This is a genomic window from Geminicoccus harenae, from assembly GCF_019800005.1.
Classification (GTDB): Bacteria; Pseudomonadota; Alphaproteobacteria; order Geminicoccales; family Geminicoccaceae; genus Geminicoccus; species Geminicoccus harenae.
This window is the reverse complement of sequence record NZ_JABGCL010000002.1, coordinates 114,400-128,221: the sequence shown is the minus strand read 5'-3', so window position 1 is coordinate 128,221 and position 13,822 is coordinate 114,400. Positions and strand designations below refer to the sequence as shown.

13 protein-coding genes are annotated in these 13,822 nt (G+C 67.6%); 6 read left to right on the top strand and 7 right to left on the bottom strand.

The window, feature by feature from the left end:
- Positions 1 to 22 precede the first annotated feature (22 nt).
- Positions 23 to 235, bottom strand: a complete 213-nt coding sequence (locus tag HLA95_RS01915) for a cold-shock protein (RefSeq protein ID WP_159709656.1) — start codon at positions 233 to 235, stop codon at positions 23 to 25.
- Positions 236 to 486: 251 nt separating this feature from the next.
- Complete coding sequence (locus HLA95_RS01910) at positions 487 to 1,947, bottom strand: hypothetical protein (protein WP_191057961.1); 1,461 nt, start codon at positions 1,945 to 1,947, stop codon at positions 487 to 489.
- A 557-nt stretch (positions 1,948 to 2,504) separates the two neighbouring features.
- Here HLA95_RS01910 and coxB point away from each other — a divergent pair.
- Genes coxB through HLA95_RS01885 form a run of 5 tightly spaced genes read left to right on the top strand, consistent with a single transcriptional unit; the run spans position 2,505 to position 6,941 of the window.
- A complete protein-coding gene (coxB, locus tag HLA95_RS01905) occupies positions 2,505 to 3,323 on the top strand; it encodes a cytochrome c oxidase subunit II (RefSeq protein WP_191057962.1) in 819 nt (272 codons plus the stop codon).
- Between the two features lie 31 nt (positions 3,324 to 3,354).
- Entirely contained in the window at positions 3,355 to 5,136 is a 1,782-nt protein-coding gene (locus HLA95_RS01900; RefSeq protein ID WP_191057963.1) for a cytochrome c oxidase subunit I, read from the top strand.
- On the top strand, positions 5,133 to 5,852 hold the full coding sequence (locus HLA95_RS01895; RefSeq protein ID WP_191057964.1) for a cytochrome c oxidase subunit 3: 720 nt from the start codon (positions 5,133 to 5,135) through the stop codon (positions 5,850 to 5,852). Before HLA95_RS01900 ends, HLA95_RS01895 begins: the two co-directional genes overlap by 4 nt.
- Before the next feature lie 11 nt (positions 5,853 to 5,863).
- On the top strand, positions 5,864 to 6,586 hold the full coding sequence (locus HLA95_RS01890) for a heme-copper oxidase subunit III family protein (protein WP_191057965.1): 723 nt from the start codon (positions 5,864 to 5,866) through the stop codon (positions 6,584 to 6,586).
- 10 nt (positions 6,587 to 6,596) lie between these two features.
- Positions 6,597 to 6,941, top strand: a complete 345-nt coding sequence (locus HLA95_RS01885; RefSeq protein WP_223861364.1) for a cytochrome C oxidase subunit IV family protein — start codon at positions 6,597 to 6,599, stop codon at positions 6,939 to 6,941.
- A gap of 79 nt (positions 6,942 to 7,020) precedes the next feature.
- On the opposite strand, the gene HLA95_RS01880 is transcribed toward HLA95_RS01885, so the two are convergent.
- The 5 genes from HLA95_RS01880 to ssb form a co-directional block, all read right to left on the bottom strand.
- Entirely contained in the window at positions 7,021 to 7,902 is an 882-nt protein-coding gene (locus HLA95_RS01880; RefSeq protein ID WP_191057966.1) for a DUF2189 domain-containing protein, read from the bottom strand.
- Positions 7,903 to 8,061: 159 nt separating this feature from the next.
- Positions 8,062 to 8,295 (bottom strand): universal stress protein, encoded by a 234-nt coding sequence (locus tag HLA95_RS01875; RefSeq protein ID WP_191062483.1) that lies wholly within the window; start codon positions 8,293 to 8,295, stop codon positions 8,062 to 8,064.
- Entirely contained in the window at positions 8,271 to 8,903 is a 633-nt protein-coding gene (locus HLA95_RS01870) for a universal stress protein (protein WP_191062484.1), read from the bottom strand. The genes HLA95_RS01875 and HLA95_RS01870 overlap by 25 nt, the downstream gene beginning before the upstream one ends.
- Positions 8,904 to 8,952: 49 nt before the next feature.
- Complete coding sequence (locus HLA95_RS01865; RefSeq protein WP_222182219.1) at positions 8,953 to 9,582, bottom strand: hypothetical protein; 630 nt, start codon at positions 9,580 to 9,582, stop codon at positions 8,953 to 8,955.
- 476 nt (positions 9,583 to 10,058) lie between these two features.
- The gene (ssb, locus tag HLA95_RS01860) at positions 10,059 to 10,619 is read right to left on the bottom strand and encodes a single-stranded DNA-binding protein (protein WP_222182217.1); all 561 of its coding nucleotides are present in this window, start codon (positions 10,617 to 10,619) and stop codon (positions 10,059 to 10,061) included.
- Positions 10,620 to 10,860: 241 nt separating this feature from the next.
- Here ssb and uvrA point away from each other — a divergent pair, with 241 nt between their 5' ends.
- Positions 10,861 to 13,749, top strand: coding sequence for an excinuclease ABC subunit UvrA (gene uvrA / locus HLA95_RS01855; protein WP_222182215.1), 2,889 nt, complete (start codon positions 10,861 to 10,863; stop codon positions 13,747 to 13,749).
- Positions 13,750 to 13,822 lie beyond the last annotated feature (73 nt).

The window sequence follows — 13,822 nt, the reverse complement described above, 5'->3', positions numbered from 1 at the left end:
GTGGCGCCGGCCGGACGGAAGACTACCCGACGATGCGCAGGTTCTCGGCCGAGAGCTTGCCACTCCGACGATCCTGCACGAGTTCGTACTCGACTTTCTGGCCCTCGCGCAGATCACCGATGCCGGAGCGCTGGACGGCGCTGATGTGAACGAACGCGTCATTGCCCCCTTCGTCCGGGGCGATGAAACCAAAGCCCTTGTCGGGGTTGAACCACTTGACGGTTCCGGTAGTCATAGAAGATCCATTCGAGATAGGCACGACTGGCCCGCGAGGATGCGGACCATTGGCAGCCCACAAACGACATGTCCACAGATGCTCATCTGCCGGTCAGGTCATTTATTTGCCATGAACAGAAATTGGCCATCTGCCGCCGATAAACAAGTGTGATAATTTTATCGGCAAGCCCGTGCCCGCTTTTCCGGCGGCCAATTGAAGGCGCTGGCGATCACGCACCGATTTGGCGCCATGGCCCCCGACCCCGCGGATCAGCGCGGCCGGCCGACCACGATCAGGCTCTGTCCCCAGGTCACCAGCTCGTCCCTGCCGTCGCCGTCCACGTCGAACAGCACCGGGAAGGCTACCCAGCGATCATAGACGTTGCTGGTCTTCTTTTCCTTCACCTTGCTGCCCTTGAGGTTCCAGTACCAGTTCCTCGACAGGATCTTCTGGCCCTTGCCGTCGAACACCTCGCCGAAGATCGCCACCACCTCGTCGGTGCGGCGGTTGCCGTCCAGCTCGGCGTTCTGCATGGCCATCACCCGGCGGTTCTTGATCGTGCGGACCAGCTTGCCGCGGTTGTTCAGGACGAAGCTGCTCGACTTGCCCGTGTTGCCGCGCTCGGTGACCATCACCCCCAGCGGCGCAGGGGCCGGCTCGAACTGGCCGACCGCCAGTTCCTGCGGGTTCTTCACGGCAGCAGGCAGGCTCCAGAGCCGCTTGCAGTTGCCGGCATCGAACGCGTCGCCGCCGGTACGGCCGATCGCCACCGCCTGCAGCCTGGAGCGATTGCCGTCCAATCCGGCCACGCGGATCGCGTCCACATGGTCGGTCCTGCTCCAGCCGGCCAGCGTGCAGCGGATCTTGCCCTTGAAGTCGATCGCGTATTTCCCGGCGAAGAAATACTCCATCTCGCCGTCGCCATTCCCGTCGACGCCGGCGGTCTGGTGCCCGGCATCGCAGGTGTCGACATGCCAGAGCCGCTTCAGCCTGGTGTCGAACGCGACCACGCGGGTCCAGTTGTCGACCCAGTTGCGCTTGCCGCACATGGCACTGCCGCCGGGCTGGCTGTGCGCCACCAGGACCACGGGCGCCCCGCTCGGCTCCGTGCGGTACACCGCGATCCGGCACAGGCTGCCGGTGGAATTGCTCTGGCCGCTCAGGCTGGCATGGCGGATCTCCTTGCCGGTGGCGCCGTCGCGGGCGACCAGCCGCCTGGTCGAGCCGGACTGCCAGCAATGCAGCACGTCGTCCTTGCCGTCGCCGTCCAGGTCCAGGACGGCGGCACCGTCGCGATGGATGAAGCTTCGGTCCCCCACCTTGCGCGCGCCGCTGTTGGTGACCTGCCAGAGCTTCCTGTCGCTCTGGCCGTAGACGCGCATCACCTGGTGGCCGTTCCAGTGGACGAACTCGTAGGTGCCGTCCCGGTCGCTGTCGAGCGGCAGCAGGCTGGAATAGGTGTTGTCGAGGGCGGCGCCATCCAGCTCGATCCTGCGCAGGACGTCGACCTTCAGGCTGCTCTTGCCCTTCGTGCTGCCGGTGGCGGCGGCGGTCGGGACATATTCTAGGCCCCTCGGGCCGTTGCGCTGCATCAGCACGCGCTCCTGCAGGCGCACCGATGCCCCGTCCGCCATGGCCGGGCGGGAGATGCCGGGGCCGGCCGAGACCAGGACGGCGAAAATCATCGTGCCGCGCATGATCCGGCGCGCGACGCTGTCCAATGAAGCCATGGCGCTGCTTGCCCTGTTCCGGAGCCGCCACCGCACCTGCGGCAGCCTCCACGAGCAACTGCTAGCTTCATCCTCGCGGAATTCCAGAATAACATCGAGTATAATCCAGATTTAACGTGATCATGTCGAGGCATTTGTCGAATTTTGCAGTGCCTCCGCTAGGATCTTTTCGATTCTGCTAAGTGATGCCGGGCTTCGACAAGGGAGAATTCTTTCAGCTTGCTGTGGACATGAAGCAGAGCCGGGTCCGCTGCCGGGACTCAGTCTCCCGCCATCGCCCCCGCGCGATGACGGGCGTGGTCGCGTTGACAATGGCCTGCACAGATGTCAGAAGAGAAGATGCTGATCCGGATCTCCATGAAGTCTGCTCAGGAGATCATATCGGCCCATCCGGGATGGCCGCGCCAGTCGACGGGGAGGTAGACTGCTTGGCTCATGGGCGGGCGGTATTTTCATGCCGGTGCTCTGGCCAGTTCCGACCAGCAGATACTAGCCGACCACCCGGGGGAACATCGGCGCGACCTTGACCTCGACCACCTTCAGGGGCTCGATGTGCGATGCTGATCGCCGCCGTCCTGGTTCTGATCGTGCTGGGCTCGCTCCTGTTCCACTTCCTGAGCCCGTGGTGGTGGACGCCGATCGCTTCCAACTGGGGCTATATCGACACGACCCTGATCGTGACCTTCTGGATCACCGGCGCGGTGTTCACCGCGGTCGTGCTGTTCGTCGCCTACTGCCTCCTGCGGTTCCGTCACCAGCCGGGTCGCCGGGCCGCCTATGAGCCCGAGAACCGACGGCTGGAGCTGGTGCTGACGGTCGGCACCGCCGTGGGCGTGGCGGCCATGCTGGCGCCCGGCCTCGTGGTATGGGCACAGTTCGTCCAGGTGCCGGAGGATGCGGCCGAGGTCGAGGTCGTGGGCCAGCAATGGCAGTGGAGCTACCGCCTGCCCGGCGAGGACGGTCGCCTCGGGCGGGCCGATACCAGGCTGATCACCCCGGAGAACCCGCTCGGGATCAGCCCGCACGACCCGAGCGGCCAGGACGACGTAATTGTCGAGGCAGCCGATCTCCACCTCCCGGTCGACCGGCCGGTGAAGGTCGTGCTGCGCTCGGTGGACGTGCTGCACGATTTCTACGTGCCGGAGTTCCGCGCCAAGATGGACATGATCCCGGGGGCGGTCACCTATTTCTGGTTCACCCCGACCCGGACCGGCACCTTCGAGATCCTCTGCGCCGAGCTCTGCGGCGTCGGCCATGCCTTCATGCGCGGCTATGTCGTGGTCGACACCGAGCAGGACTACCAGGCCTGGCTCGGGCAGCAGACCAGTTTCGCATCTCTGACCGGGGGTGCTGCGCGCGCGGACGCCGCGCCATGACCCGCCAGAACCGCCAGCGGGGAGCAGGTTGATGGCCACCACGATCCATGGTCATGGCCCAGCGGAAACGGTGCCGCCGGCAGAGACGGCGGACGTCGAGCTCTACCACCCGCATAGCTGGATCACCCGCTACGTCTTCTCCCAGGACGCCAAGGTCATCGCGATCCAGTACTCGCTGACTGCCATGGCGATCGGCTTCGTCGCCCTGTTCCTGTCCTGGCTGATGCGGCTGCAACTGGCCTTTCCCGGCGCGCTCGAGTTCATCGATGCCGACGCCTACTACCAGTATATCACCATGCACGGCATGATCATGGTGGTCTACCTGCTTACCGCCCTCTTTCTCGGCGGCTTCGGCAACTATCTGATCCCGTTGATGCTGGGGGCCAGGGACATGGCGTTCCCCTACGCCAACATGCTGAGCTACTGGATCTATCTCCTGGCCGTCCTGGTCCTGGTCGCGAGCTTCTTCACCTCCGACGGCCCGACCGGTGCCGGCTGGACGCTCTACCCGCCCCAGGCGATCCTGCCCAACACGCCCGGCCAGGACCTGGGCATCGTGCTGATGCTGGTCTCCCTGGCCCTGTTCATCATCGGCTTCACCATGGGTGGGCTGAACTATGTGGTGACCGTGCTGCAGGGCCGGGCCCGCGGGATGACGCTCATGCGCATGCCGCTCACGATCTGGGGGATCTTCACCGCCACGGTCATGGCGCTGCTGGCCTTCCCCGCCCTGTTCGTGGGTGCGGTGATGATGCTGTTCGACCGGCTGCTCGGCACCAGCTTCTTCATGCCGGCGATCGTCCAGATGGGCGAGCAGCTCAGCTATGGCGGCGGCAGCCCGATCCTGTTCCAGCACCTGTTCTGGTTCTTCGGCCACCCCGAAGTCTACATCGTGGCCCTGCCCGCGTTCGGCATCGTGTCCGACCTGATCGCCACTCATGCGCGCAAGAACATCTTCGGCTACCGGATGATGGTCTGGGCGATCGTGATCATCGGCGCGCTCAGCTTCATCGTGTGGGCACACCACATGTATGTCAGCGGCATGAACCCCTATTTCGGGTTCTTCTTCGCCACCACGACACTGATCATCGCCGTGCCCACGGCCATCAAGGTCTATAACTGGGTGCTGACCCTTTGGCGGGGCGACATCCACTTCACCCCGCCCATGCTGTTCGCGATCGGCTTCATCGTCACCTTCCTGAACGGCGGGCTGACCGGCATGTTCCTGGGCAACGTGGTGGTCGACGTGCCGCTCTCGGACACGATGTTCGTGGTCGCCCACTTCCACATGGTGATGGGCGTGGCGCCGATCCTGGTCATCTTCGGCGCCATCTATCACTGGTACCCGAAGATCACCGGCCGGATGTTCAACGACCTACTGGCCAAGCTCCATTTCTGGGTCACCTTCCTGGGCGCCTACCTGATCTTCTTCCCGATGCATTATCTGGGCCTGCTCGGCATCCCCCGCCGCTACTACGAGATGGGTGAGACCGCCTTCGTCCCGGCCTCCACCGTCACGCTGAACGAGTTCATCACGATCACCGCGCTGGTGGTGGGTGCCGCCCAGTTCCTGTTCCTGTTCAACATGTTCTGGAGCCTGCGCCATGGCCGGCCGGCCGGCGGCAATCCCTGGCGCGCCACCACGCTGGAATGGCAGACCCCGCAGACGCCCCCGGCCCATGGCAACTGGGGCCGCGAGCTGCCGGTGGTCTATCGCTGGGCCTATGACTACAGCGTGCCAGGTGCCGCGGAGGACTTCATCCCGCAGAACCAGCCGCCCTCCCCCACCGAGCGCAGGGAAGCGGCGACATGAGCGCGGCCCTGGCCTTCCTGGCACTGGTCGCCGCGGTGGCCGGATGGTGGCTGGCCCGGCACGGCATCATGGCCAAGCCCTGGCTGGAGCCGGGACTGCCGGCACCGGTGGCTCCGGGTTCCGCCTTTGCGGAGGAGGCCGGGCCGGTGCGGCGGGCGAAGGCCGGGCTGGTGGTGTTCCTGGCCGTGGCCGGGTCGCTGTTCGCCCTGTTCGTCAGCGCCTACCTGATGCGTATGGGTGCCGCCGACTGGTGGGCGCTGCCCGTGCCGCGGATCCTCTGGATCAATACCGGCCTGCTGGTGGTCGGCAGCCTCGGGCTGCACGGCGCGCAGGTGGCGGCACGGCATGGCCACCCGGCTGTCATGCGGCACGGGCTGCTGCTGGGCGGGGCCGCGGCGCTGGCCTTCCTGCTAGGCCAGATCCTGGCCTGGCATGAGTTGCTGGCCCTCGGCCACGGCCTTGCCGGCAACCCGGCCGCGAGCTTCTTCTATGTGCTGAGCGGCGTGCACGGCCTGCATGTGGCGGGCGGCCTGGTGGCGCTCGGCCGGACGATGCCACGGGCCTGGCGCGACCCCGGCAGCGCTCGGGCGCGGGTCCTGGTCGAGCTGTGCGCCACCTACTGGCATTTCCTGCTGCTGGTCTGGCTGGTCCTGTTCGGCCTTCTGGCCGGCTGGGCCAACGACTTCGCCGAGATCTGCCGTCAGGTCCTGAGCTGAAGGAGGCAAGGATGGCCCGGGCAGCCATGGCTCCCACCCAGACAGCGCTCCCGCGGCAGGCCCGCTGGCGCGGCATGATCGCCGACTGGAGCTCCGACCAGCGCGCCTTCAAGGGCGTGTCCTGGGGCAAGGCGATGATGTGGGTGTTTCTCCTGAGCGACACCTTCGTGTTCGGCTGCTTCCTCCTGTCCTACATGACCGCGCGCATGTCGACGGTGGAGCCCTGGCCGAACCCGAGCGAGGTGTTCGCGCTCACCATCGGCGGCGCCGAGATCCCGCTGATCCTGATCGCGATCATGACCTTCGTCCTGATCACCAGCAGCGGCACCATGGCGATGGCGGTCAACTTCGCCTACCGGCGCGACCGCCGGCGCACCGCCATCCTGATGCTGGTGACCGCCCTGCTGGGTGCCGGCTTCGTCGGCATGCAGGCTTTCGAGTGGACCAAGCTGATCGAGGAGGGGGTGCGGCCCTGGGGCAATCCCTGGGGTGCTCCGCAGTTCGGCGCCACCTTCTTCATGATCACCGGCTTTCACGGCACCCACGTCACCATCGGCGTGATCTTCCTGCTGATCATCGCCCGCAAGGTCTGGCGCGGCGACTTCGACCGGGGTGCCAAGGGCTTCTTCACCAGCCGCAGCGGCCGCTACGAGATCGTCGAGATCACCGGCCTGTACTGGCACTTCGTCGATCTGGTCTGGGTGTTCATCTTCGCCTTCTTCTATCTGTGGTGAGGAACCGGCCATGGCACAGCCATCGATGGCGGACGGGCACGACGAAGGCCAGCAGCATCCGGTCCGCCTCTACCTCGTGGTGTGGGTCTGGCTGTTCATCCTCAGCGCCTGTTCCTACGCGGTGGACTATCTCCAGCTGCAGGGCTACCTGCGCTGGTCCCTGATCCTGCTGTTTATGATCCTCAAGGCCGGCCTGATCATCGCAGTCTTCATGCACATGGCATGGGAACGGCTGGCCCTAGTCTACGCCATCCTGCTGCCGGGCGTGATGGTGCTGGTGTTCGTGGCGCTGATGGCGCTGGAATCGGACTACACCCTCGCCACCCGCCTGACCTATCTCGGCACCGATCCCTGATCGCTGGCCGGCCCGCCCTTCGGCTCGCTGCGCGCCCGGCTGGAGGCCCAGGCCTGTGCCGGGCGCGACCGGCGGACGGTCAATACGGGGGAGCGACCAGCTTGCGATACAGGTGCCAGGTCGCGTGGCCCAGGATCGGCATCACGAAGATGAGGCCGAGCAGGGCCGGAATCGACCCCAGCACCAGGGCGCCGGCCACGATCAGGCCCCAGGCCGCCATCGGCACCGGGTTGGTCCAGACCGCCTTCGCCGAAGTCGCCATGGCGGTCGCCAGGCCGACATCCCGGTCGAGCAGCATCGGGAAGGACACCACGCTGATGGTCAGGACGAGCAGGGCGAACAGGAAGCCCACCCCGATCCCCCAGACGATCATCTGCCAGCCGGCGCTCGTCGTGAACACGTCGCTGATGAAGCTGCCGAGCGAGGCCGGCGGCTCCGGGCCCATGGTCGCGTCGTAGATGGCATAGGCGGTGCCGAGCCAGATCGCCAGGATCAGGAACAGGATGATGCCGAGCACCAGGATCGCGCCGAACGCGGGCGAGCGCAGCACGGCGAACGCATCCGCCCAGCCCACCTGCTCGCCCAGCTCCCGCCGCCGGCTCATTTCGTAGAGGCCGACCGCCGCAACCGGGCCCACCAAGGCGAAGCCGGAGGCGAGCGGGAACAGGATCGGCAGCATCTCGGCGCCGAACGCCAGCTGCGCCAGGATCAAGCCGGCAATCGGGTAGATCAGGCAGACGAAGATGACGTCGGTGCGATAGGCTCCGAAATCGTCGATCCCGCGGCGCAGCGCATCGCGCAGGTCATCCATGCCGATCCGGCGGACGGCCGGCGGCGCGCCATGCCGGACGATATCGTCGCCGACGACGGCGTGGCCGGTCCGGCCGAGTGCCACGTTGGCATTCCTCAGCTGGTCGGAGCCCCATTCGATCGGATTGCGGATGTGGTTGTTGGCGGCCATGCTCGGTCCTCCATGGGCCCGGGCTGCTCCGCGCGCTGCGACAGGCCGATCCGGCCGCCGCTCGCGCGCGCCCGAAACCTTTACGACGGCCAGTATGCGCCATCTGCCGCGGTAAGCGAGCGGAAAGGCGCAAAGCCGCCCTCCGTCGGGAACCCGTTCCTAGCGCTGCACCAGCCAGGGGACCTGGACCGCCGGCAGCAGGTGCTCGGTGGTGCCGCCGAACAGCCATTCCAGCAGCCCCTGCCCACCGAAGGAGCCCGATACGAACAGGGCCGGCGCCAGGCCCTCGAGCCGGCCCAGAATCACGCCCGCCGTGTCGCCTTGCCCGGCCAGTGCCTCGACCCGCACCGCATGACCGTGATGCCGTATCAGCTCCGTCGCAGGTGTCGCCATGGCCTCCGCCGCGGACGCGCCATAGCCCACCGACAGGACGACGACCTCGCGCTGGCCGAACATGCCGGACAGGAGGCCGGTATGCAGTGCCCGCTGGGCAGCGGGCTGCCGTCATAGGCGACCACCACTGGCCCCTCGCCGATCGCCTTGTCCGCCACCAGCAGGGCCGGGCGCACCAGTTCCTGGAGGATGCCCGAGACCGGCAGGGCGAAGCCCGTTTCGGTAGCGTCCTCCGCCCGGGCCCGGGGCCGGCCGTGGGGCAGCACGACCAGGTCGGCGGATTCGCTGGCGGCGGCCACGACGCTCGCCGGGTCGCCTGTGGTCTCGACGATATCCGGCACGATCTCGGACTGGGTCAGCAGTTCGGCCAGGCCGGTGCGCTCCGCCTGGAGCCGCTCCTGCAGCCGCTGGATCAGGACGGTGTCGCGCCGCTGGGCAAAGCTGCTCCCGCCGATCCCATGGGCCTCGCCGCCCTCGAAGTCGCCGCGGTTCGGACAGATCACCACCCGCAGCGCCGCGTTCTGTGCCCCGGCCAACTCGCTGGCGCAGAACAGGGCGGCGGCGTCCGGGGTCACCCCGTCCAACGCGATCAGGATCGAGCGCAGCATAGGTCGCTACCGGGATGGGGAAGGAGGAGCATGAACGCCGGGGGGAAAGTCAGCCGATCGAGGCTGCCAGGGGCGTAGTCCGCCGCAGCCGCAGCCGCTGGCCGCGCGGGCCGGAACGGGCCTCCTCTTCCGGCTCGGCCGCTGGCTCGGGCTCCGGCAGCGCCGGCTCCGCCGCAGTCTCCTGCTCCTCCGCCACTTCATCGACCGCCGGCTGCGGCGGCACATGGGCCGCCGGTGCAGCCGGACCCGTCGATGCCAGGGCCAGGGCCATCTCGCGCAGCCGCTCCGGCGCCACAGCTGGCTTGGCCGGACGGGGCTCCATCGCGTCCGCCTCGTCTTGCTCCTGCTCCTGGTCGCGTACGTCAGCCAGGGTCAGCTTCAGGCGGGCCAGCTGCTCCAGGAACTCCTCGCGCTCTTGCGGCGCCAGCCGGTCGACCTGGCGCTCGTCCACCAGCCACTGTGCCTGGTCCAGCACATGGCGGGCATGATTGACCTGCCCGGACGGCCGGGTGTTGCCGGCCAGGAGCTGAGCCAGCGCCTTGGTGGCGGGCTGCAAGAGCCGCAGCACGTCGCGCGCCGAGCCCGGAATACGCTGGCCCTGGCCGCCGTGCTGGGCGCCCTTGCGCTGCTGCGGGCCGTTCTTGCCCCGCTTCTTCACGTTGCGTCGGTAGGGAAACATATTCCTCTTCTGCTCGATGGCAGGCCGGCCGCGGGCCTTGTCGCCGCGGCGCCTTCGCCTGCTGTTATCGCGAGACCATGATGCGGCTCGCCGACATGCCCCCTCGCCGTCCAGTCCATTGCGGCCGTCCACCCGAAGGGACGGCCCCGCCTTCTGGGCCGCAAGCGATCACTGCTTGGCTGGTGGTTCAGGTAAATCGCCGTTCGCGCCCCGGTTCCCCGTCCTCATCAAGTCCCGCGTGCCGGCGTGCGGGCAATGATGCGACGCAACAAGAACCAGTGCAAAATTAGCGTGATGCTCGGGAGGCGCTACGACATGATAATAAGGGCGACTTGGCGAGAATCAAGCGGTTCTCATGTGCGGCCGCTGTGACATTCACTTCGCTGCGCCGTCCCTGCCACCGGCTGTCGCAGCAATCACGCCAAGTCGACGGGCCGCCAGCTCGACTGGCGGCCAGTACCGACCGTGATGCCTGCTCAGAACGGGATGTCGTCATCGAGGTCGCTGGCCGGCGCCGGGCGCCCGCCACTGCCGCCGCCGCGCGGCCCCTGCCGTTCGAAGCCGCCGCCACCAGCACCGCCACCAGCACCGCCGCCGGCCCCGCCGCGCGCCGGGGCGCCACCGCGCTCCTCGTCGCCATAGGCATCCTCCGGCGGACCGCCGAACCGGCCGCCACCGGCATCACCGCCACCGCCCACCAGCACCAGCTCGCCCTTGAACCGGGACAGCACGATCTCGGTGGTGTAGCGCTTCTGCCCGGACTGATCCTGCCAGTCCCGGGTCTGGAGCTGGCCCTCGACATAGACGGTGCGGCCCTTGGCCAGATATTTCTCCGCGATGTCGGCCAGGTTCTCGTTCAGGATCACGACCCGGTGCCACTCGGTCCGCTCCTTGCGCTCGCCGCTCTGCCGGTCCGACCAGCGCTCGGAGGTCGCGATCGAGAGATGGACGATCTTCTGGTTGTTCTGGGTGTAGCGGACCTCGGGGTCCCTCCCCAGATTACCCATCAGGATCACCTTGTTGACACTGCCGGCCATATACCGTCCTCGACTGGCCCCCGCCCGTGTGCCGGACGGGGGTTCGGATGATGTGCCGGATCATAGCGGCAGATCGCTGCGCCGACGAGGCGCACTGATCGGCAGTTCGGCGCATGACGCAGCCGCAACCCGGTGACCGCTTGTAAGCCGTACGGCATTGGCCCATCAATGCCCACCGGTGTACTTGTTTCGTTCCCTATCGCTGCCCCTTGTTGCGGGCAGGCCACCGGCCGGACAGCTCATGGACGACATGATCCGCATTCGTGGTGCGCGCGAGCACAACCTGAAGTCCGTCGACGTCGACATTCCGCGCAACAAGCTGGTGGTGATCACCGGCCTGTCCGGCTCGGGCAAGTCCTCGCTCGCCTTCGACACGATCTATGCCGAGGGCCAGCGGCGCTACGTGGAATCGCTCTCGGCCTATGCCCGGCAGTTCCTGGAGATGATGCAGAAGCCGGACGTCGACCAGATCAGCGGGCTTTCGCCCGCGATTGCGATCGAGCAGAAGACTACGTCGAAGAACCCGCGCTCCACCGTCGCCACCGTCACCGAGATCTACGACTATCTGCGCCTGCTCTATGCCCGGGTCGGCGTGCCTTATTCGCCCGCCACCGGCCTGCCGATCGAGAGCCAGACCGTGCCGCAGATGGTCGACCGCGTCCTGGAGCGGCCCGAAGGCAGCCGCCTCTATTTGCTGGCGCCGATCGTGCGCGGCCGCAAGGGCGAGTACCGCAAAGAGCTGCTCGACCTGCAGCGCCGGGGCTTCCAGCGGGTCAAGATCGACGGCGAGCTCTACGACATCGAGGAAGCACCCGCCCTCGACAAGAAGCTCAAGCACGACATCGAGGTGGTGGTCGACCGGATCGTGGTCGCCCCGGACCTGGCCACGCGGCTGGCCGACAGCGTCGAGACCGCGGTCGAGCTGTCCGACGGCCTGCTGATCGTGGAGGACGCCGATTCGGGCGAACGCCAGCTCCTGTCGGCCAAGTTCGCCTGCCCGGTCTCCGGCTTCACCATCGCCGAGATCGAGCCGCGCCTGTTCTCATTCAACAGCCCGCACGGCGCCTGCCCGGCCTGCGACGGCCTGGGCCGCACCATGTTCATGGACCCGGACCTGGTGGTGCCGAACCCGGACCTGTCGCTCGCTGAGGGTGCCATCGAGCCTTGGGCGGACAGTTCCTCCTCCTGGTACCCGCAGACCCTCGCCAGCCTCGCCCGCCATTACGGCTTCGACCTCACCACGCCCTGGAAGAAGCTGCCGGAAAAGGCCCGCAACGCGGTCCTGCACGGCTCGGGCAGCGAGGCGGTCACCATGCGCTATGCCGACGGGCTGCGCGCGTACGAGACCAAGAAGCCATTCGAGGGCGTGGTCACCAACCTGCAGCGCCGCTGGCGCGAGACCGACAGCGCCTGGATGCGCGACGAGCTGTCTGAGTATCTGAGCTCCGCGCCGTGCACCGCCTGCAAGGGCTGGCGGCTCAAGCCCGAGGCGCTCTCGGTCAAGATCGCCGACCATCATATCGGCCAGGTCACCGACAAGTCGGTGCAGGACGCCGATCGCTGGTTCGCGGCGCTGGACGAGCGCCTGACCGAGCGGCAGCGCGAGATCGCCGTGCGGATCCTCAAGGAGATCCGCGACCGGCTACGCTTCCTGAACGATGTCGGCCTGGGCTACCTGACGCTCGCCCGCGATTCCGGCACCCTGTCCGGCGGCGAAAGCCAGCGCATCCGCCTGGCCTCCCAGGTCGGCAGCGGGCTGACCGGCGTGCTCTACGTGCTGGACGAGCCCTCGATCGGCCTGCACCAGCGCGACAACGACCGGCTGCTCGCCAGCCTGGTGGGCCTGCGCGACCTGGGCAACACCGTGATCGTGGTCGAGCATGACGAGGACGCGATCCGCGCGGCCGACCACCTGATCGACATGGGCCCGGGTGCCGGCGTGAATGGCGGCATGGTCGTGTCGCAGGGCACGCCCGAGGCGGTCATGCACGACCCGGCCAGCCTGACCGGCCAGTATCTGTCCGGCCGGCGGCAGATCGCCGTGCCGGAGCGGCGCCGGCCGGTTGATCCGGAGCGAATGCTCCGCCTGGTCAACGCCACCGCCAACAATCTGCAGGGTGCTACGGCGAGCTTCCCGCTGGGCGCCTTCGTCTGCGTCACCGGCGTGTCCGGCTCGGGCAAGTCCAGCCTGATCATCGACACGCTCTACCCAGCACTGGCTCGCCGGCTGAACGGCGCCCGCAAGGCGCCGGCCGCCCATGAGGAGCTGAGCGGAATCGAGCTGCTCGACAAGGTGGTGGAGATCGACCAGTCGCCGATCGGCCGCACGCCGCGCTCCAATCCGGCCACCTATACCGGTGCCTTCGGCCCGATCCGCGACTGGTTCGCCGGCCTGCCGGAAGCCCGCGCCCGCGGCTACAAGCCCGGCCGCTTCAGCTTCAACGTCAAGGGCGGGCGCTGCGAGGCCTGCCAGGGCGACGGCGTGGTCAAGATCGAGATGCACTTCCTGCCGGACGTCTACGTCCAGTGCGACGTGTGCAAGGGCAAGCGGTTCGAGCGCTCCACGCTGGAGATCACCTACAAGGACAAGTCGATCGCCGACATCCTGGCGATGACGATCGACGAGGCCACCCAGCTCTTCGAGGCGGTCCCGCCGATCCGGCACAAGCTCGAGACGCTGCGCCGGGTGGGCCTCGGCTACGTGGCGCTGGGCCAGTCGGCCACGACCCTTTCGGGGGGCGAGGCGCAGCGGGTCAAGCTCGCCAAGGAGCTGGCGCGTCGGGCCACCGGGCGGACCATCTACATCCTCGACGAGCCGACCACCGGCCTGCATTTCGAGGACGTGCGCAAGCTGCTCGAGGTGCTCCACACCCTGGTGGATGCCGGCAACACGGTGGTGGTGATCGAGCATAACCTGGAGGTGATCAAGACCGCCGACTGGATCGTCGACCTGGGCCCCGACGGCGGCACGGGCGGCGGCCAGATCGTCGCCGAGGGCCGGCCGGAGCAGGTCGCCACCCATCCAGGGAGCCATACCGGCCATTACCTCGCGCGGCTGCTGCCGCGCGAGGCGACGGCAACGGCCGATGCGGCCCAGGCGCGGACCGGGCGGCGTCGTCGGGCATCCTGAGCCGGTAGAACGCCCGGGCCTTTAAGGCTCCGTCAACCTCTTGCGGCTAGTCTCCGATTCGATGGAGGCCTGC